The organism is Ruegeria sp. HKCCD7559, from assembly GCF_013110575.1.
GTDB lineage: Bacteria > Pseudomonadota > Alphaproteobacteria > Rhodobacterales > Rhodobacteraceae > Ruegeria.
Window position 1 is genome coordinate 1,208,251 of the sequence record NZ_WVQU01000001.1, and the last position, 18,335, is coordinate 1,226,585.

General features: G+C 58.2%; 19 protein-coding genes. 8 read left to right on the forward strand and 11 right to left on the reverse strand.

Annotated elements, in window-relative coordinates:
* The first annotated feature begins 9 nt into the window (after positions 1-9).
* Positions 10-909, forward strand: coding sequence for a MurR/RpiR family transcriptional regulator (locus GS605_RS06090; RefSeq protein ID WP_171723365.1), 900 nt, complete (start codon positions 10-12; stop codon positions 907-909).
* A gap of 65 nt (positions 910-974) precedes the next feature.
* Here the strand turns inward: GS605_RS06090 and GS605_RS06095 are convergent, their stop codons facing one another.
* Positions 975-1,976 carry a molybdopterin-binding protein gene (locus GS605_RS06095; RefSeq protein ID WP_171723366.1) on the reverse strand — a complete coding sequence of 334 codons (1,002 nt, stop codon included), beginning with the start codon at positions 1,974-1,976 and terminating at the stop codon, positions 975-977.
* Positions 1,973-2,941 carry an XdhC family protein gene (locus tag GS605_RS06100; RefSeq protein WP_171723367.1) on the reverse strand — a complete coding sequence of 323 codons (969 nt, stop codon included), beginning with the start codon at positions 2,939-2,941 and terminating at the stop codon, positions 1,973-1,975. The genes GS605_RS06095 and GS605_RS06100 overlap by 4 nt, the downstream gene beginning before the upstream one ends.
* A 228-nt stretch (positions 2,942-3,169) precedes the next feature.
* Here GS605_RS06100 and GS605_RS06105 point away from each other — a divergent pair, with 228 nt between their 5' ends.
* The gene (locus GS605_RS06105) at positions 3,170-3,670 is read left to right on the forward strand and encodes a hypothetical protein (RefSeq protein ID WP_171723368.1); all 501 of its coding nucleotides are present in this window, start codon (positions 3,170-3,172) and stop codon (positions 3,668-3,670) included.
* A 4-nt stretch (positions 3,671-3,674) separates the two neighbouring features.
* Here GS605_RS06105 and GS605_RS06110 read toward each other — a convergent pair whose 3' ends face one another.
* Entirely contained in the window at positions 3,675-4,934 is a 1,260-nt protein-coding gene (locus GS605_RS06110) for a VWA domain-containing protein (RefSeq protein WP_171723369.1), read from the reverse strand.
* Positions 4,935-4,940: 6 nt separating this feature from the next.
* A complete protein-coding gene (locus GS605_RS06115) occupies positions 4,941-5,849 on the reverse strand; it encodes a MoxR family ATPase (RefSeq protein ID WP_171632821.1) in 909 nt (302 codons plus the stop codon).
* Between the two features lie 162 nt (positions 5,850-6,011).
* On the opposite strand from GS605_RS06115, the gene pyrC reads away from it, so the two are divergent.
* Positions 6,012-7,049 carry a dihydroorotase gene (gene pyrC, locus GS605_RS06120; protein WP_171723370.1) on the forward strand — a complete coding sequence of 346 codons (1,038 nt, stop codon included), beginning with the start codon at positions 6,012-6,014 and terminating at the stop codon, positions 7,047-7,049.
* On the opposite strand, the gene GS605_RS06125 is transcribed toward pyrC, so the two are convergent.
* Together GS605_RS06125 and GS605_RS06130 are read right to left on the reverse strand one after the other, a co-directional pair.
* A complete protein-coding gene (locus tag GS605_RS06125) occupies positions 7,046-8,338 on the reverse strand; it encodes an MmgE/PrpD family protein (RefSeq protein WP_171723371.1) in 1,293 nt (430 codons plus the stop codon). The genes pyrC and GS605_RS06125 overlap by 4 nt on opposite strands.
* A 37-nt stretch (positions 8,339-8,375) precedes the next feature.
* Positions 8,376-8,822, reverse strand: a complete 447-nt coding sequence (locus GS605_RS06130) for a type II toxin-antitoxin system RatA family toxin (RefSeq protein WP_171633839.1) — start codon at positions 8,820-8,822, stop codon at positions 8,376-8,378.
* 72 nt (positions 8,823-8,894) lie between these two features.
* Here GS605_RS06130 and hpt point away from each other — a divergent pair, with 72 nt between their 5' ends.
* Together hpt and GS605_RS06140 are read left to right on the forward strand one after the other, a co-directional pair.
* Positions 8,895-9,437: a hypoxanthine phosphoribosyltransferase gene (gene hpt / locus GS605_RS06135; RefSeq protein ID WP_171723372.1), complete on the forward strand. Its 543-nt coding sequence runs from the start codon at positions 8,895-8,897 to the stop codon at positions 9,435-9,437.
* A 120-nt stretch (positions 9,438-9,557) separates the two neighbouring features.
* The gene (locus GS605_RS06140; protein WP_171632832.1) at positions 9,558-9,914 is read left to right on the forward strand and encodes a hypothetical protein; all 357 of its coding nucleotides are present in this window, start codon (positions 9,558-9,560) and stop codon (positions 9,912-9,914) included.
* A gap of 11 nt (positions 9,915-9,925) precedes the next feature.
* Here GS605_RS06140 and GS605_RS06145 read toward each other — a convergent pair whose 3' ends face one another.
* On the reverse strand, positions 9,926-11,077 hold the full coding sequence (locus GS605_RS06145; protein WP_171723373.1) for an amidohydrolase: 1,152 nt from the start codon (positions 11,075-11,077) through the stop codon (positions 9,926-9,928).
* A complete protein-coding gene (gene lipA / locus GS605_RS06150) occupies positions 11,074-12,024 on the reverse strand; it encodes a lipoyl synthase (protein ID WP_171723374.1) in 951 nt (316 codons plus the stop codon). The genes GS605_RS06145 and lipA overlap by 4 nt, the downstream gene beginning before the upstream one ends.
* A gap of 263 nt (positions 12,025-12,287) precedes the next feature.
* Here lipA and GS605_RS06155 point away from each other — a divergent pair, with 263 nt between their 5' ends.
* Positions 12,288-12,836, forward strand: a complete 549-nt coding sequence (locus GS605_RS06155) for a peroxiredoxin (protein WP_171168387.1) — start codon at positions 12,288-12,290, stop codon at positions 12,834-12,836.
* 48 nt (positions 12,837-12,884) lie between these two features.
* On the opposite strand, the gene GS605_RS06160 is transcribed toward GS605_RS06155, so the two are convergent.
* The gene (locus GS605_RS06160) at positions 12,885-13,964 is read right to left on the reverse strand and encodes a DUF6456 domain-containing protein (protein ID WP_171723375.1); all 1,080 of its coding nucleotides are present in this window, start codon (positions 13,962-13,964) and stop codon (positions 12,885-12,887) included.
* A gap of 240 nt (positions 13,965-14,204) precedes the next feature.
* Between GS605_RS06160 and GS605_RS06165 the strand changes: the two genes are divergently transcribed.
* Entirely contained in the window at positions 14,205-14,504 is a 300-nt protein-coding gene (locus GS605_RS06165; RefSeq protein ID WP_171632843.1) for a DUF6477 family protein, read from the forward strand.
* On the opposite strand, the gene GS605_RS06170 is transcribed toward GS605_RS06165, so the two are convergent.
* Together GS605_RS06170 and GS605_RS06175 are read right to left on the reverse strand one after the other, a co-directional pair.
* On the reverse strand, positions 14,505-16,049 hold the full coding sequence (locus GS605_RS06170) for a trimethylamine methyltransferase family protein (protein WP_171632846.1): 1,545 nt from the start codon (positions 16,047-16,049) through the stop codon (positions 14,505-14,507).
* Positions 16,050-16,172: 123 nt separating this feature from the next.
* Positions 16,173-16,622 (reverse strand): N-acetyltransferase, encoded by a 450-nt coding sequence (locus GS605_RS06175; protein ID WP_171723376.1) that lies wholly within the window; start codon positions 16,620-16,622, stop codon positions 16,173-16,175.
* A 93-nt stretch (positions 16,623-16,715) separates the two neighbouring features.
* Here GS605_RS06175 and guaA point away from each other — a divergent pair, with 93 nt between their 5' ends.
* A complete protein-coding gene (gene guaA, locus GS605_RS06180; protein ID WP_171723377.1) occupies positions 16,716-18,275 on the forward strand; it encodes a glutamine-hydrolyzing GMP synthase in 1,560 nt (519 codons plus the stop codon).
* Positions 18,276-18,335 lie beyond the last annotated feature (60 nt).

The following is an 18,335-nucleotide window of genomic DNA, read 5'->3' on the forward strand; positions in this document are numbered from 1 at the left end:
GTTTTCCGCATGACCCGCACTCTTACTGCCATCGTTACGCAATTGCGCCGCGAGATCGATGAAATGCCTGCGCAAATGCAGGTCGCTGTAAAGTATATCATCGATCATCCCGGCGAATTCGCGTTGAATTCGATCCGCACCACCACCGATCGCATCGGTATCAGCTCGAACGTTCTGATCCGGCTGGCGCAACGCATGGGGTATGACAGCTTTGACGCTTTTCGGCGCCCATTTCGAAACGCTCTGACAACCGATGGTGAGGACAGGTTTGGGCAGGATTGGCTGGAACACCTAAAGGAACAAGGGCAGTTTGGTGCGGCGCAGGCACGATTTGCGCAGAACGAAATAAATGTCGTGGCCAGATCGCTGCGCCTCATGCCCCCCCATTTGACGGAACAGGCCGTCGCACACATCAGGTCGGCGCGCCGCTGCTATGTGACGGCCACACGATCCAGCCATGCGCTGGCCTATTATTTTCACTACGCCGCACGCATGGCCCATCCCGGGCTTCAGCTGGTGCCCCGCCACATGGGTTCGGCCATCGACGATCTGGTCGAAGCCACCGCCGAGGATTGTCTGTTTGCAATCACGGTTCACCCCTATTCAGCCGACACGATTCAGGCGATGCGGTGTGCTCGGGACCGGTCGATGCGCATCGTCCTGTTGTCGGATAGCGAGGTCATCGCCCCGGGGGTTGAACCGGATGTCGTCCTGCCTGTCAGCACGCGAACCTTGCACCCGTTTTCGAGTTTTTCGGGGGCAATGGCTGTACTTGAATGCCTGCTGGGCCATTTGTTTGCCGCCGGCGGAGAGACCGCCAGAGAAAGAGTGGATGCCTATCAGAAAGCGCGGGAAGATACCGGTGCGTATTGGCGACCCGGCGTATTGCCAAAGCTCAGAAAACCATAAGCCGGTTCGGTCAAAGTCTCTGGGGTCAACCTCAGAATTCAGCCCCGCTCAGGATCAGTGGCGGATCATTCTTTTCGTTTGGCGCGCGGCTGCGGCCTGGTCGGGATTTCTTTCAGCAATCCTCCGACACCCATTCCGGCAATATCCGATCCGGTCGTTTCGACCCCGCAGGCAACCCGTGACAGAACCCAATCCGCCCCGTTCAACGCTGGAGATCGTGCACATCCGGGCAACCCGATCACCGGTCGATCCTGCATCGCACCCAGAAAAAGTAGGTTTCCCGGATCAACCGGCATTCCGAACCGATCCACCCGCCCGCCGGCAAGCCGAACAGCAGACGGGGCAACATCGTCCGGATCCGAAGTCGCGGATCCGGTCAGGATCATGAGCAGATCACCGGTCGTTCTGGAAACCGCCTTGGCCAGCGCATCCACGCGATGCGGCACGATCTGAACATCACACAAATCCAGACCCAGGGCTTCGGTCCGTCCGCGAATGGCGGCGATCCCCTTGTCGTTGGGCGGGCCGCCGGGGATACCCGTGACGATCAAACCTGCCGTCTTGTGAACGGGTCTTGCCAGACGCACGGCCCCTTGCGCCAAATTGGCGGCCCGCCGAACATCAGCCTCTGGCACGGCATATGAGATAACCTTGATGGTGGCGACCATGCCCTTCGGGCCCATCTGCTGGTATTGCGGAACCGTCGCAACCGTGATCATCGGGTTGACCTGATTGAACATTTCCAGCGCATCCACATCCAGAACCGCCACGCCCGGCCCGTCCGCCAACAGGTTGACCCGGCCGGTGAACGCGTCTGTCACGCGCAGATTGGCCGACGCCGCATCTGGCGCAAGAGCTGCGGCCAAACGACGTGCGGCCTCGTCTTCGTGACAATCGCCGGGTTCGAGGCGCGCAACGATCACTTCGCGGATGTCCGCCTGCGTCAACTGCGCCACATGCTCTGCGCGCAGTGACAGCCCCTTGCGCAGCTTTTGACCGTCAGCCGTCACCGAATGGGCCAGAATGGCGCCTTTTGCTTCAGAGACGGGTACCGGACCAAACCTCATGCCTTGCCTCGCAGAACGGCCGTCATCTGCGCCAGAATTGCAATGGCAATCTCGGATGGGCCGGCAGCCCCGATATCCAACCCGATTGGCCCATGAATCCTCGAGATTTGCTCATCACTGAAACCGGCCGCTTTCATACGCTCGACGCGTTTGGCGTGGGTACGTGTCGATCCCAAGGCACCAATGTAAAACACGCCCGCATCCAGTGCAGCTTGCAATGCCGGATCATCCAGCTTTGGATCATGCGTCAGCAGGACAATTGCGGTGCGCGCATCCAACCCGAGTATTGCAACGGCCTCATCCGGCCAATCCGTAAGGATCGTTTCGCCCGGAAAACGGGCGCTGGATGCAAACGCGTCGCGCGGGTCTATTATGGCCGGATCATACCCGGCAATTCGCGCCATCGGCACCAGTGCCTGCGCGATATGCACCGCACCAACAACGATCAATCGCAGCGGCGGGTTGTGAACGGCCACAAAGGTCTGACCATCTTCTTCAAAACCAGACCGATCCATGCGCAGCCGTTCCGCATAGGCGTTACGACGCAAGGCTCTGTGCCCGGTATCGATATTGACTTCGTAAGCGATGGGTTCACGCGCTGCGCGGGCTGCAACCAGTTCCGCAAGCATCGGTTCGGGCAGAACCTTTCCAACGGGTTCGACAAGAACGCGAATGGTCCCGCCACAGGCCAGCCCGACCGCAAAGGCATCTTCGTCGCTCACTCCGAATTCCAGCAAGCGGGCTTCGCCTTCGTCAATGGCCTCAAGCGCCTCGACGATCACCGCGCCTTCGACACAGCCGCCCGACACAGAACCCTCGATCCGGCCATCGCCGCCGATCACCAGCTGGGAACCCACCCGGCGTGGCGCGCTGCCCCAGGTTTCGACAACCGTGGCAAGCGCGGCGCCGCTGCCATTGCGGTGCCACTTCAATGCCGTTTCCGGGCTGTTGTCGAATCGTTCCATCAGGACCTCCAGACGTCGTCTGTCTCCAACATAGGCAGGATTGGCGGGATGAAAAGCGCAACGCCCCTGTCAAAACGTCTATGTTGAGCCCTGCAAGCCGATGCTAAAGCCTGAACAATATTCAATAAATCATAGTATTGATTGTTAGGGGCCCGGGTCTTAGCTTGTGCGGGCAGCGGGCCAGTTGCCCAAGCTGCATACCAAACACATTTTTTCGGAGACAAGCAGTTGAAACATTATCTTGCACTGGGCGCAGTGGTTGGCCTTTTGGCTTCGACCGCAGCGTGGGCTGACACATTCGAACGTTATGGAGAGGTCGAGGGCTGGAAAGTCTTCATCGACAACGAAAAGAAATCCTGCCTGATCGAGGCCGTGGACGATGCGGAAAACGTCGTTCAGATGGGCCTGACCGAAGATCGCGGCGTGGGGTATGTGGGGGTATTCACCAAAGCCGATACCGACATCAAACGTGGCGAAACCCAAGAAGTGGCTATCCTGATTGGGGACAACATCTATCTGGGTGAAGCCACAGGTATGAAAGGCAACATCACCAAGGGCTATTCCGGTGGTTACATTCTGTCTGACAACCCGCAATTCGCGGATGATCTGGCCAAGAAGAAGGTCATGATCGTGTTCCCGGAGACATCCTATGCATTTTCCGTCGATCTGACCGGCACCTACAAGGCCATGGAAATGGCCCGGAAGTGCAACGAAGAACAGTTGTCGTAACGGTCTAATCGGAAAGAGCGGCCATCAGCCGTGCTTTCTGCCCCTGGTCGTCGGGTTGTGAAATCACGGCGGCCAGGTCCTCGAGCGAGGCAATCGAGTGCCCTGCCCTGAAACTGTCGACATGGGGCAGCATGGCCGCCACACCCTGTGCCTTGGGGGCAAACCCGTCCCAGCGCAGCAGAGGGTTCAGCCAGATCAGGCGTTTGGAGGACAGGTGCAGCCGCTCGATCTCTTTCTCAAGGCTCTCCGGGTCACCCCGTTCCAAACCGTCGGTGATCAAAAGAACAACCGCACCTTGCCCCATGACACGTCTTGACCAGTCTCTGTTGAACTGATGCAGACAGTCGCCGATGCGTGTGCCCCCTTCCCAGTCCTGCGCCTCGGCCCCGGCTGCGGCGAGCGCTGCGTCAACATCCCGATGATGCAAGTGGCGGGTTATGTTGGTCAGGCGCGTGCCGAACGTGAAGGCATGAACCTTGGCCCAACCTGCCCCCTTGGCGTTCGAGACCGTGTGCAGGAAATGCAGGATGACTCGGCTGTATTGGCTCATCGAACCCGAGATATCGCAAAGCGCAACAAGATTTGGCCATCGCGGTTTGGGTTGCAGCCGGGCGATATCACGCAATTCGCCCCCTTGCCGCATGGCTGCGCGCAAGGTGCGGGCACGGTCGATACGGTGCCCCAGATGACTGGCCTGTCCGCGGCGCGACTCAATGGGTTTGACCGGCAGGGTCATCCGCGCCAATACGCGTTTGGCTTGCGCGATTTCAGCGGTGCTCATCTGTTCGAAGTCCAGATTGCGAAGACGCTCTTCTGACGATGCCGTTTGCGTGGCGTCAATCTCGATTTCGGTTTCGCCCTCGTCTTGCGCAGCCTGCTGGGGCGCGTCACGTTCGACACCCTCCAGCAGGGCCTCGGCTGCGCGTTTTTCACCGGCATCCGCCTTGCGTTCCTCTTGCACGCCCCGAATGGCAGGAAGCATCATGGCCATCATGTGTTCCATGTATCGCGGGTCGCGCCAGTACATTCGGAAGACCTGCGCAAACACCGTGCGATGTTCGGGGCGGTTCACGAAACAGGCGTGCAGCGTCCAGTAGAAATCCCGTTTCTGAGTGAAACCCGCGGCTTGTACCGCGCGAATTGCATCGATCACCCGCCCCGGACCAATCGGCAGCCCCGCCTTCCGCAACGCGCGGGCAAAATGGGTGATGTTCTGCGCCAGCTTCGGGTTGTCGGGAATCTCCAGCGGGATCTGCTCGGCCATAGCGCGTCAGGCCGGCTCAAGGGTCGCTTTGGCCTCATCCAGAATGCGCTTGGCCTCGGACCCTTGCAGCTTCTGGATGTCGTCCTGATATTTCAGGATCGCCCCCAGCGTGTCACCGATCACCTCGGGGCTAAGGTTCATCACGTCCAGCGCCAGCAGACATTTGGCCCAGTCAATGGTTTCGGCCACGCCGGGTTTCTTGAACAGATCCTCGGTGCGCAGACGCTGAACGAAAGCCACGACTTCGCGGCTGAGCGCATCGGCGGCCTCGGGCGCGCGCGCGTGCAGAATTTCGATCTCGCGTTCAAAATCGGGATAATCGACCCAGTGATACAGGCAGCGACGCTTGAGGGCATCGTGCACTTCGCGAGTCCGGTTCGACGTGACAATCACAATGGGTGGTTGGGGTGCTGCAACGGTGCCCAGTTCAGGGATCGTGACCTGAAAATCACTCAGAGCTTCCAGCAGAAAGGCTTCGAACGGTTCATCGGTCCGGTCCAGTTCGTCGATCAGAAGAACCGGTGCTCCGTTTTCGTCCGGGCGCATTGCTTGCAGCAAGGGGCGTTCGATCAGGTATTCATCCGAAAACAGTTCCGCCTGCAACGCGCCCCGGTCGGCCCCGCCCGAAGCCTCGGCCGTTCGGATCGCAACCATCTGTGCCGGAAAGTTCCATTCGTAAACGGCCGAGGATGCGTCCAGACCTTCGTAGCACTGCAACCGGATCAAACGGCGGTTCAGACCGGATGCCAGCGCCTTGGCGATTTCCGTTTTGCCAACTCCGGCCTCGCCTTCCAGAAACAACGGGCGTCCAAGCTTCAGCGACAGGAACACAACCGTGGCAAGGGCCCGTCCGCAGACATAGCCCTGACGTCCCAGCATCTGCTGCACGGTATCGATGGAATTTGGCTGCGTCATGGAATTCCTCTCTACTTCGCGGACAAACAGGTCACGCAAGCGCCATTGCGTCAAGGCCCTAGCCCCTGTCAGAGCTACGACGTTCCGGTTGGTTGACAAGTTTTTTCGGCAACTCGTTCCGGGCTGGTTGGTCTTTCGGGGCAGCTATGCTAGCGGAAGGCCATGACTGATACCCTCACGATCCGCCGCCCCGACGATTGGCATCTGCATCTGCGCGATGGCGCCATGTTGCAGGCCGTTCTGCCCGAAACTGCACGTCATTTCGCCCGTGCAATCATAATGCCGAACCTCGTGCCGCCGGTCGTGCGCGGGGATCAGGCCGCCGCTTACCGCGACAGAATCCTGGCCGCCCTGCCCGACGGCATGGTGTTCGAACCACTGATGACCCTGTACCTGACCGAGGATACAGATGCGCAGGACGTCGCCGCCGCCCATGCCAGCGGGCTGATAAAAGCGGTCAAGCTGTACCCGGCAGGGGCCACGACCAATTCGGCCTCGGGCGTGCGTGACTTTGACAAAGTGCGCCCGGTTCTGGAGAAAATGGCCGAGATCGGCCTGCCCATGTGTGTCCATGGCGAAGTGACCGACCCCGAGATCGACATCTTTGACCGCGAGGCCGTGTTCATCGACCGCGTTCTGGACCCGATCCGAAAATCGACGCCGGGTCTGCGCGTGGTGATGGAACATATCACCACGTCCAATGGCGTGGACTATGTTAAAGCCAACGAAAAGGATCTGGGCGCGACGATCACCGCGCACCACCTGATCATCAACCGCAACCATATTCTGGTGGGCGGGATCAAACCGCATTACTATTGCCTGCCGGTCGCCAAGCGCGAAGAACATCGCCTGGCCCTGCTGGCTGCCGCCACCTCGGGCGACACGAGATTCTTCCTGGGCACGGACAGCGCTCCGCACACGGATGCAAACAAGGAAATGGCCTGCGGCTGCGCGGGGTGTTTCACCGCGACGAATACCATGTCTCTGGTGGCTGAGATGTTCGACCGCAAAGGTGCGCTGGACAAGCTCGAGGCGTTCGTCTCGCTCAACGGGCCGGGCTTTTACCGCCTGCCTGTGAACGAAGAGACGATTACCCTGACCAAAGGCGAGCCGGTTGCATACCCGTCAAAGATCGACACGGGCGATGGACCTGTCACGCTGTTCGACCCGGGCTTTCCGCTGCACTGGAGCGTGGCTTAACCCGCCATACGTTCGGTCAGATCACGGGCGCGACCACCGGTGCGCAGCATCGACCAGATCGCGTCCGCCTCATCCGATCCGATCAGCTTCGACGCTTTGACGCGCACGCGATCCTCGCGGTCAGACAGCGACATTGGGGTCATCAGGTCATGCGTCGCCTCGCGGCGGACACCGTCGCGACGCAACAAGGCCAGATGCGCCTGCGTTTCCGATAGGTTTTCATCCGCTTCGACCGTGATGCGATCTTGCAGAGACGTAATGCGCGGGTCCGCGCAGATCTTGTCGGTGTAGCTGCCCGGCAAAGCCGTATCATACCCCAGCGCCTGCATCGCAATGACCGTCCGGTAAGAGAACTTGGCCCCCAGCCCGGTTGTGGGCGAAAGCTGATTGCACACACTCATCCAACGGGGATGGGTTTTGATTTTAATCTCGGCCACTTCGGGTTCCGCGATGTCCAGCGCGCGCGCCGCTTCCAACGCCGCGTGCAGGCCGTGACAACAGGCGTGGAACTTGTGGCTTACCGTTTCGAACAACCATTCATCGCCCAAACCATCCAGCGCGCTTTGATCCGCTGCACCCTGATGGGTCGCGCCAAATCCATACGTGCCTTCCAGCGCGTCGGCGTTGGGTTGAAATCCACGCTGAACAAGCTTAGCCGCCTCGACCCCTGCCGAAGCGGCAAGCCCGGCATTGTAAGGCTTGCCCATTGTTCCGAACTGGGCCTTCAGCCCGGCCGCGCACGTTGCTGTCAAACCCAATACGGATCGCATCTGAACCTTGTCGAATCCAAGCAACCGCCCCACGGCGACAGCGGCCCCGAATGCACCGGATGTCGCTGTCTGGTGAAACCCGGCCTGATAATGCCCCCTGCCCAGCCACAGGCCGACACGGATTGACGTTTCCATACCGACCAGCGCGGCTTCGAGCAGATCGACCAGAATGCGGTCATCCCACTCGGCCACGGCAAGGGCCGCAGGCAGGATGGCGACTGACGGATGCCCGATATGCGCGAAATGCGTGTCATCGTAATCCAGCGCGTGGGATATGGTTCCATTCACCAAAGCTGCGCCGCGCAATGGGGCCGCGCCCCCTCCGAACAGATGGGCCTGAGCGTTCCCGCCCTCGGCCAGAACCATATCGCGAACTATGCAGGACACCGGCTCGGACGCCCCTGCACGACCAACTGCCATCCAATCCAGAACGGATAGCGACGTGACAATCCGTGCCTGAGCCGTCGTTGAAACCTGGCCCGCCGCGAAGGTGGCCAATGCTGCTGTGAAATCCGTCATGAGCGCAGTCTAGCGTGCGCCCTTGCCGCGTAAAGGCCTAGCCGTAGAGTTCTTTCGCACGCGCCTCGAAGGCGCGGACGATCCGCTGCATGGCTTCGTTGAACACAACGCCGATGATCCCCTGAAGGATGGCGTTCTTGAATTCGAAATCCACATGGAACGAGATGTTGCAGCCCCCATCGGGCGCGTCCTCGAACTGCCAGTCGGATTTCATGTATTTGAAAGGCCCGTCCAGATACTCGGTATCGATCTTCTTCTGATCTGCAAACAGGGTCACCCGGCTGCCGAACCGTTCGCGGAATACCTTGAACGAGATGACCAGATCGGCCTCCATCACCTCGGCCTCACCAACCGCATAGGTCTTGCGGATCCGGGACGCGGCGCACCAGGGCAGAAACTTTGGGTAGTTGCCCACATCCGCAACAAGATCATACATCTGCTGGGCTGTGTATGGCAGGTGGCGGGTTTCCGAATGGATTGGCATGATGTCCGGTATTTGCAGGTGACAATGGCGCGTCATGTCGTATGTTGCGCGCCAAAGATCAAGGGGGCTGCGATGACTAACCGTGCATATGTGATAGATGAGATGATCTCGGCCAAGGCCATCGCGGCGCGGATCGAAGAGTTATGCCGCGAAATCACGGATGAGTTCGGCGATACCGACAAGCTTGTCGTCGTGGGATTGCTGCGCGGCAGTTTCGTCTTCATCGCCGACCTGGTGCGGGAACTGGACCTGCCGATCGAAGTGGATTTCCTTGAGGCATCCTCGTATGGCGATTTGATGGAGAGCAGCCGGGAAGTGCGCATTCTCAAAGACTTGCGCGGCGCGATCGAAGGCCGCGACGTGCTGGTGGTCGAAGATATCGTCGACACCGGGCACACGCTGAACCACGTCACCAAACTGCTGCGCAGCCGCAAGCCGAAACGGCTCAAGTCGATTGCCCTGCTCGACAAACCCAGCCGTCGCGAAGTTGATTTCCGGTCAGACTGGATAGGCTTTGAAATTCCGGATGAATTCGTCGTGGGATACGGGATCGATTACGCTCAGCGCAACCGCAACCTGCCGTTTATCGGCAAAGTCCGGTTCACCAAGGACTAGCTGCACTTTACCCAGGCAATTTGAGTGGCTACCCAGCGCCCCAAATTCAAAAACCCGAATAATAGTAGACAAACTTATTTGCGCGCCCTTACTCTTCCTATCAGCACGGGAGGATTATGTATGAAGCGTGTAGTTGCGACAGCTGCTGTCGTTATGGCGATCGTGGCACTTGCAAGTTCGGGTGCTGCAAAAGACAACAAGGGCAAAGGGCAAGGTGCCAATAAAAGTAAGGTAGAGAAATCCATCAAGTCAAACGGCAAAGCCGTACCGCCCGGTCAAATCAAAAGATACACGCGAGGGCAGAAGCTGCCGGGTGATCTGAGTTTTGACTATATCGACGATCTCGACAAATGGAAGCTCAAGCCTTTGGGGCCCGGCCAGCGCTATATCCGGGTGGATGATGAAATACTCTCGATATCTGATGATACGAAGACAGTTATAGAAGCCGTTGGAATCGTTGGCGATTTGGTCAAATAAGTGGATCGTGACTAGCAGGTTTTGCCAAGCACGACATCAATCGCGCTCAGGAAAATCCCGGTTCCAATCGGAATAAGCGCATCCGGGAAATCGTAATCCGGGTTGTGCAGTTGTGGATGGTCCTGCCCCGCCCCCAACCAGAACATGGCCGCCTGCGCGCCTTTGCCAAATTGGCCAAAGTCTTCGGAAAAACGCTGTGGCCGATCGACCAGCCGGCACGCGACGCCCCGATCGGCACAGGCTTTGGCCAAAACCGAAACGGCTTCACGGTCATTGACGCAGGCTTCGAATACCTCGTCATAGCTGATTTCGAACGCCAGCCCCTCGGCCTTCGCCGTGTTTTTTACCAGAGTTTCCGCCTCGGTCATCAGGCTTGCCATACGCGCGTCCGAAACCGTGCGTAGGGTTACCCACAATTCGGCCCACCCCGGTGCGACACCAACTGTGCGCTCGCCCAGAGTCGCATGGGTAACCGTGGTCAAAGCGTAGGTGTCATCCAAGTCGCCACCCGCCCCCAATCTGGCCAATGCCGGCATCAACGTCGACAAAGCACCTGCCGGTGACACGCCGTCCTGAGGGGCCGCTGCGTGTGAGGTTTTGCCTGTCAGAACGATTTGCATCCCGCGCGAGGCACAGTTCGCGGGACCTTCACACAGTTCCACCGCGCCCAGCTCCAGCCCCGGCAAAGTATGCAGAGACAGCACGATGTCAGGGGAAACCTCAGCGAACTGAGGATCGGCCCGATAAGCAATAGCGCCATGTCCGGTTTCCTCGGCGGGTTGGAAAATCAGAACCACGCGGCCAGATTTCGGGCGCTGTTCTTTCAACGCCTCCGCCACCCCAAGGACCATCACCATGTGGCCATCATGGCCGCACAGATGCCCTTTGCCTGCAATCTGAGACGCGTATTCCAGATCCGAGCGTTCCTGAATTGGCAGCCCATCCAGTTCGCATCGAATTCCAACCGTGGGTCCGGCAGTACCGCTTTCGTAAAGGGCCGCGACACCGTGCCCGCCTATGCCGCACAGAACTCTGTCCGCACCCGCTTGGCGCAAAAGATCCGCAACCCGCGCCGCGGTATGCTCCTCTTGCCCCGAAAGCTCTGGCTGTTGGTGAAACTCGTGGCGCAGGCGGATAAGCTGCGCGATCCGCTCGGGTGTCACGCTTGCTGTAGCTTTGCTTGCCGGGCCGCGCGAAGCCGGGTGAAATCGTCGCCGGCGTGGTACGAAGACCGGGTCAGAGGTGTCGCGGATACCATCAGGAACCCCTTGCCATAGGCCGCCTTTTCGTAAGATGCGAACTCTTCCGGGGTTACGAACCGATCTACTCCGTGATGTTTCGGAGTCGGTTGCAGGTACTGGCCGATGGTCAGGAAATCGATATCCGCCGCGCGCATGTCGTCCATGACCTGGCGCACTTGCTGTTCGTTTTCGCCCAACCCGACCATGATGCCTGATTTGGTGAAGATCGACGGATCAAGTTCTTTCACGCGCTGTAGCAGGCGCAGGGAATGAAAGTACCGCGCCCCCGGGCGCACTTCGGGGTAGAGACCCGGCACCGTTTCCAGATTGTGGTTGAACACATCCGGTTTCGCTTCGACCACGGTCTCAAGGACAGTGTTGTCGCATTTCAGGAAATCCGGTGTCAGGATCTCGATCGTGGTTTTCGGAGAACGATGACGTACCGCGCGGATTGTCTGCGCAAAGTGCTCGGCCCCGCCGTCTTGCAAGTCGTCACGGTCCACCGAGGTGATCACCACGTGGTTCAGGCCAAGTTTTTCGACCGCATGGGCCACGCGACCGGGTTCAAATGCGTCAAGATCGTCGGGGCGACCGGTTGCAATGTTGCAGAAGGTGCAGCCGCGCGTACAAATCTCGCCCATGATCATCATGGTGGCATGACCCTGGCTCCAGCATTCTCCTACGTTGGGGCACCCTGCTTCTTCGCAGACCGTCACCAGATTGTTGTCGCGCATGATCCGCCGCGTATCCGCATAGCCCTTGCCACCGGGTGCCTTGACCCTGATCCAATTTGGCTTTTTGGGCTGTGCATTGTCCGGACGATGGGCTTTTTCCGGATGGCGCTCTTCGGGGATCTTCAGATCTCGCACGGTCGTTTTCCTGACTTTGGGTCAACTCTTGTTACTCATAACATAGACAGAAGCGCGGTGTTAGACCAGCGGCGCATAGCCGCTATGCGTTGTACCCTCGCAAGCGCAGAAAGGTATCATGCGCGTATTCGTATTTGCGATTTAATTTCAATATCTAGCAAGACGTTGGCCTTATTCGCAATCGCAGCGTTTACGCGATTGAATGCGGTTTAGAACTGTTTTAATTCACACCAAAATCATATGTGAATCACAGGAGTTTGACTATGAAAACCGGCGCTAAACTGCCCGACGTGACCTTTCACACCCGTGTCCGTGACGATTCCATCGAAGGACCAAACCCGTTCCGTTGGGAAGACAAGACGACAGCTGACTATTTCGCCGGAAAGCGCGTAATCCTGTTCTCATTGCCGGGTGCGTTCACCCCAACCTGTTCGACTTATCAGCTGCCTGGGTTTGAGAACGGCTATGCCGATTTCAAGGCCATGGGGATCGACGAAATTTACTGCATGTCCGTCAACGACAGTTTCGTGATGAACAAATGGGCCCAGGATCAGGACCTGAAGAACGTGAAAGTCATCCCCGACGGATCGGGGGAGTTCACCCGGAAAATGGGCATGTTGGTCGACAAGGACAATCTGGGTTTCGGAATGCGCTCGTGGCGCTATGCGGCCATCGTCAATGATGGCGTTGTCGAGGCGTGGTTCGAAGAGCCCGGCCTGATGGACAATTGCCCGGAAGATCCATATGGCGTGTCCTCGCCGGAAAACCTGATGAAACACCTGAAGGCGTCAGCAGAACCTGAAATGGCCTAAGCCTCAAATCCAAAGAAAAGGCCCGTATACACCGGGCCTTTTTTCTGTTCAGCCGATCATCCGATCTCGTTCCGCCTGCTCCTGATAATGCCGTTTCAGCCGTTGAAGGGCGATCCGCAGGACAATCTTGCCGGACCGCGCAGACCAACCCATTCGCTTTTCCGCCAGCTCCAACCCTTCCAGATAGCAACAGCATCGCAACGCAACATCACTCAGACCCGGCCCCAAGTCGGATAAGGCACGTGCAACGCGGTCCTTCGCATCGGAAGCCCCCTTTCCACCATGGCTTTCACTGGCAAAACTGCTTCGACCACCTGTCGTCAGAAAACGATCCCAGTTCTGCGAAACCGGAGGGCCGATCTGTGCCAGCTCAAAATCTTCGCGCAAGCGCTCGCCGGCGCTGACGAGGGAGTCATCCAGAAACGGTTTTCCGTCACGATCCCGTCTGCGCGACAAAGCAATCAGCGGGCTTTCCACAGCACTGTACCGAATGCGTTTGACCCGCTCGGCGGACCCGCCCGAAGGCTTGCCCTGAAAGCTACTCTGAGCTTCGGCAAAACCAAAGTCAGTCCCGGCACGCGCCTTGTTTTCTGCCTTGGCGATCAGATGGCTTAGCGCCGTTCGTCCCGCTGCGGAAATCCGATATCGCGAAATGCGTCCGGGACTGTCGCAGGTGATCCAGTCTTTCAAAGCCAGGGCCTGCGCGATCCTGCATTCTACGACTGCGGTTCTTGTAGCCCCGGCATTGCCGGTGTCGCGTACGACGACCGCCTTGTCCATTTCCTCAGCCACGGCAAGGACCGAACCCGTCTCGCTCAGGCGGCGCAACACACGCAGTGCCTCATTTTCAAATTCTTCTTCAACCGCGTTTTCTGACCCGCTTGTCGGGCCGTCGGCGCACTCCGAAACTGAAAAATGTGTCTCTGCAAGCGATTGCAAGGCGGCATCCACCAATGGATCGTCGCGGCGCATTTCGATGCGTCGAATTTGTCTGAGGATAGTTGACGCATGGCACCCGGCTGATCGCGCGATATCGCGGATCGAGCGACCGGTCTCGGTATGAGCAAGGTATCTTTGCGCCCCTTCTGGAACCCATGCCGGAATGGTGAAAGCCATGTTGTTTTCCATAATTATTTGCCCTCGTCGACAAAACAAACTGCCACTTTTCGCCCTCGGAATGTGGGTTAACCAAATCTAACTAGAGGTCCATTCGTTACTCGTTCGTTAACCACACAAGGCAAGAACCAGATTTGATTCAAAAAGATAAACAGTCGTGAAACCATCGTTCGGGAGGACTCTGACTAAGGCAACACCCGCTTAGGTTGTGCAAAACAGGATCCATCAATTTCCAAAAAAGGGACACATAACATGCAGGACCTGATGACAATGATCGCAACCCTCCGCCGCCCACGCATGTTGGCGCGTGCTGCCAGATTCGGGGCACGGGATTACAATCGGGACAGGCATCTGCAACGCATTCTGGGATACGGGTCGCTGCCCGGTTCAGGTCAGGCGCTGCTGCGTTTGCTCGAGATGGAGAAAGAGGTAAATGAACAGCGAAAAGAAGATGATGCCGCCTACTCATTGGTGCGGCATCTGGATCTGCTTATAGCGCTGCTGGGTGAGGCGCAGCTGTATCAGGCCAGCCGCGCCTCGGTTCTTCAATAATCAGGAGAATGCGTCCGGCATGGAGGCCTTTTTCTCGGCGATATAGGCTTCCAGCGCCGCCGCGGTATCCGGGTCCATCTGCGGTTGCTGATAATTGGCCAGCAAATGTTCAACCCGCGCCGTGGCCAGAGCCCGCGTGTCACGCGCGCCCTCTTCCTGCCAGGTTTCATATGGTTTGTAGTCCAGCACTTCGGATTTCCAGAAGGATTCCTTGAAGTTGGCCTGCGTGTGGGCACAGCCGAGATAGTGACCACCCGGCCCTACTTCGCGGATTGCGTCCATGGCCTGCGCGTTTTCGTCATAAGCAACGCCCTTGGCCAGTGAATGCAGCACTCCCAACTGATCCGCATCCATGACGAACTTTTCGAAATCGGCGACCAGACCGCCTTCCAGCCAGCCGCAGGAATGCAGCATAAAGTTCACGCCCGAAAGCAGCCCCATGTTCAGCGAATTCGCTGTTTCGTAGGCCGCCTGCGCATCCGGCAGTTTCGAGCCGCAGAACGACCCGGCCGAGCGGTATGGCAGGTTCAGACGACGCGCCAGCTGGCCTGCACCATATGTGATATGCGCGGCTTCTGGTGTGCCGAAGGTGGGTGCGCCCGAGTTCATATCGATCGACGTCACGAACGCGCCGAAAATCGCGGGGGCACCCGGACGGATGATCTGGCTGTAGGCAACGCCGGCCATCACCTCGGCCAGAACCTGTGTCAAAGTACCAGCCACCGAGACCGGCGCCATCGCTCCACCCACGATGAAGGGCGAAATGATGCAGGCTTGATTGTTGCGCGCATAAACCTCCAACGAGCCCATCATCACATCGTCGAATGTCATCGGCGAGTTGATGTTGGTCAGCGAGGTCATCACGGTGTTTTCCTGCACGAACTCTTTGCCGAACAGGATTTCGCACATTTCAACCGAATCCTGCGCCCGGCTGGGATCGGTTACCGAGCCCATGAAAGGCTTGTCCGACAGGGTCATATGCGCCTTCAGCATGTCCAGATGGCGCTTGTTCACCGGAATGTCGGTCGGTTCGCACACCGTACCGCCCGAGTGGTGCAACCACTTGGACATGTAGGCAAGTTTCACGAACTTGTTGAAATCGTCCATGGTTGCATAGCGGCGCCCACCCTGTGCATCACGCACGAACGGAGGACCGTATACCGGGGCCAGAACCATGTTGCGGCCACCGATCACAACCGATTTTTCGGGGTTGCGGGCGTGCTGGGTAAACTGGCTGGGGGCTGTTTTGATCAGCTCACGCGCCAGACCACGCGGAATGCGCACACGCTCACCGTCGATATCTGCGCCCGCGTCACGCCACCGTTCCAAAGCTGCTGGATTGTCGACAAAGTTGACGCCGATTTCTTCCAACACGGTTTCAGCGTTGTTTTCGATAATCTCAAGCGCCTCTTCGTTGAGGATCTCGAAATTCGGAATGTTGCGTTCGATGTATTTCGCAGTCTCGATACGAACTGCGGTACGCTCGGCACGGCGGGCGGCGCCACCGCCACCTCTCGCCCTGCGCCGGGTGTTTGCCTCTGCCATGAGAAAATCCCGTCTGGTTGGTTAGATTGAGCGTTTTGATACAGGTTTGCCAGAACTCAAGCATAGGGATTGCGGCGCTCTGGGGGTAAAAGCGACATTGCTGCCCCACCGCGAACCAGGCGGTCAGTCAGGATCGGCCGCCAACGCTTTCTCCATGGTAAGGCCGCTACCCACCTGATCCGTCACTTTCCAGCCCATGTGCCGGTACATCGCAATCGTGTCTTTCATCATTTTATGAGTTCGCAACTTCAACTTGGATAGATTCCGCGCCTGTGCTTCTTCTTCGGCAAACTGCATCAATTGCCGCGCAACCCCCTGCCCTTGGGCTTCGGGCGCAACCGCAAGGTTGAACACCATGATTGCGTCGTCAACTTGGTCAAAAACGATGACCCCAACTATACCGCCAGATAACGCAAGCAAGACGCGATGGGTCTTGATGTCATCCGCGATTCCGGCAGTAACGTCAGGCAGATCCTCGATCCGGCTTATTGCATCTTCATAAGCATTTTCCAGACACCGCGTTACCTTATCCGCATCCACCACAGCAGCCGTTCTGAACTCAATCTTCGACATGGCACCTGATCTTTCCGCCGGTTTGACTCAGCTTTTGAACCAAATGACGCCATACCGCTTGCACATGCAAGGCTTGCAACTTATGAGCCGGTTATGACCCAGACATCCCACGACCGCCTTCTGATCATCGACTTCGGCAGCCAGGTTACGCAGCTTATCGCCCGCCGCCTGCGCGAGCTGAATGTCTATTGTGAAATTCACCCTTACCAGAATGTCACGATGGATTTCGTGCGGGAAATGGCGCCGCGCGCCGTGATTTTCTCGGGCGGTCCGGACAGCGTGACGCGCGAGGGCTCGCCCCGCGCCCCGCAAGAGATTTTTGACTATGGCGTTCCGATTCTGGGCATCTGCTATGGCCAGCAGGTGATGATGCATCAGCTTGGCGGCAAGGTCGAAAGCGGCCATGGCACAGCCGAGTTTGGTCGGGCATTTGTTACACCGAAAAGCAAACTGGATATCCTGGATGGCTGGTTCGCGGACGGCGCTGAACAAGTCTGGATGAGCCATGGCGACCATGTCAGTGAAATCGCACCTGGGTTCGAGGTATTCGGAACCTCGCCCAACGCACCTTATGCGATCACGGCCGATCCATCGCGGCACTTCTATGCCGTGCAGTTTCACCCCGAGGTACACCATACGCCAAAGGGCGCGAAACTGTATGAAAACTTCGTAAAGCTGGCCGGGTTCAAGGGCGACTGGACCATGGGTGCATATCGCGAAGAGATGATCCGCAAGATCCGCGAACAAGTCGGAGACAAAAAGGTCATCTGCGGATTGTCCGGTGGCGTTGACAGCTCGGTTGCCGCGATCCTTATTCACGAAGCAATCGGGGATCAGCTGACCTGCGTCTTTGTCGATCATGGGCTGCTTCGCAAGAACGAGGCCGCGGAAGTTGTTGGCATGTTCCGGGATAACTACAACATTCAGTTGATCCACGCCGACGAATCCGAGTTGTTCCTTGGCGAACTGGAAGGTCAGAGCGACCCCGAGACCAAACGCAAAATCATCGGAAAACTGTTCATCGACGTGTTCCAGAAACACGCCGATACCATCGACGGCGCCGAATTCCTGGCGCAGGGCACTCTCTATCCCGATGTGATCGAATCGGTGTCGTTCTCGGGCGGGCCTTCCGTAACGATCAAGTCCCACCACAACGTGGGTGGCCTGCCGGAAAAGATGGGCTTGAAACTGGTCGAACCGCTGCGGGAATTGTTCAAGGACGAAGTCCGTGCCTTGGGTCGCGAGCTTGGTCTGCCGCAGAGCTTCATCGGGCGTCACCCCTTCCCCGGGCCGGGTCTGGCCATTCGCTGCCCCGGCGAGATCACCCGCGAAAAGCTGGAGATTCTGCGCGAGGCCGACGCGATCTACATCGATCAGATCCGCAAACACGGGCTTTATGATGACATCTGGCAGGCTTTCGTTGCCATCCTTCCCGTCCGCACCGTCGGCGTGATGGGCGACGGGCGCACCTATGACTATGCCTGTGCGCTGCGGGCCGTCACCTCGGTCGATGGGATGACCGCGGATTATTACCCGTTCAGCCATGAGTTCCTTGGCGAAACGGCAACCCGGATCATCAACGAGGTCAAGGGCATCAACCGATGCACATATGACATCACCTCGAAACCGCCCGGAACCATCGAGTGGGAATGATCCGGCAAACCGCAACGGCGTTCGACGCCAAAACGACCCGATCCCGGGAAATCTTGCCAA

What these genes read in the sequence shown, in the direction of transcription:
- GS605_RS06090 (WP_171723365.1), top strand. Translation starts at nt 10, where the DNA reads ATGACCCGCACTCTTACTGCCATCGTTACGCAATTGCGCCGCGAGATC.
- GS605_RS06095 (WP_171723366.1), bottom strand. Translation starts at nt 1,976, where the DNA reads ATGAGGTTTGGTCCGGTACCCGTCTCTGAAGCAAAAGGCGCCATTCTG.
- GS605_RS06100 (WP_171723367.1), bottom strand. Translation starts at nt 2,941, where the DNA reads ATGGAACGATTCGACAACAGCCCGGAAACGGCATTGAAGTGGCACCGC.
- GS605_RS06110 (WP_171723369.1), bottom strand. Translation starts at nt 4,934, where the DNA reads ATGGCCGAGCAGATCCCGCTGGAGATTCCCGACAACCCGAAGCTGGCG.
- GS605_RS06115 (WP_171632821.1), bottom strand. Translation starts at nt 5,849, where the DNA reads ATGACGCAGCCAAATTCCATCGATACCGTGCAGCAGATGCTGGGACGT.
- pyrC (WP_171723370.1), top strand. Translation starts at nt 6,012, where the DNA reads ATGACTGATACCCTCACGATCCGCCGCCCCGACGATTGGCATCTGCAT.
- GS605_RS06125 (WP_171723371.1), bottom strand. Translation starts at nt 8,338, where the DNA reads ATGACGGATTTCACAGCAGCATTGGCCACCTTCGCGGCGGGCCAGGTT.
- GS605_RS06130 (WP_171633839.1), bottom strand. Translation starts at nt 8,822, where the DNA reads ATGCCAATCCATTCGGAAACCCGCCACCTGCCATACACAGCCCAGCAG.
- hpt (WP_171723372.1), top strand. Translation starts at nt 8,895, where the DNA reads ATGACTAACCGTGCATATGTGATAGATGAGATGATCTCGGCCAAGGCC.
- GS605_RS06140 (WP_171632832.1), top strand. Translation starts at nt 9,558, where the DNA reads ATGAAGCGTGTAGTTGCGACAGCTGCTGTCGTTATGGCGATCGTGGCA.
- GS605_RS06155 (WP_171168387.1), top strand. Translation starts at nt 12,288, where the DNA reads ATGAAAACCGGCGCTAAACTGCCCGACGTGACCTTTCACACCCGTGTC.
- GS605_RS06160 (WP_171723375.1), bottom strand. Translation starts at nt 13,964, where the DNA reads ATGGAAAACAACATGGCTTTCACCATTCCGGCATGGGTTCCAGAAGGG.
- GS605_RS06165 (WP_171632843.1), top strand. Translation starts at nt 14,205, where the DNA reads ATGCAGGACCTGATGACAATGATCGCAACCCTCCGCCGCCCACGCATG.
- GS605_RS06170 (WP_171632846.1), bottom strand. Translation starts at nt 16,049, where the DNA reads ATGGCAGAGGCAAACACCCGGCGCAGGGCGAGAGGTGGCGGTGGCGCC.
- GS605_RS06175 (WP_171723376.1), bottom strand. Translation starts at nt 16,622, where the DNA reads ATGTCGAAGATTGAGTTCAGAACGGCTGCTGTGGTGGATGCGGATAAG.
- guaA (WP_171723377.1), top strand. Translation starts at nt 16,716, where the DNA reads ATGACCCAGACATCCCACGACCGCCTTCTGATCATCGACTTCGGCAGC.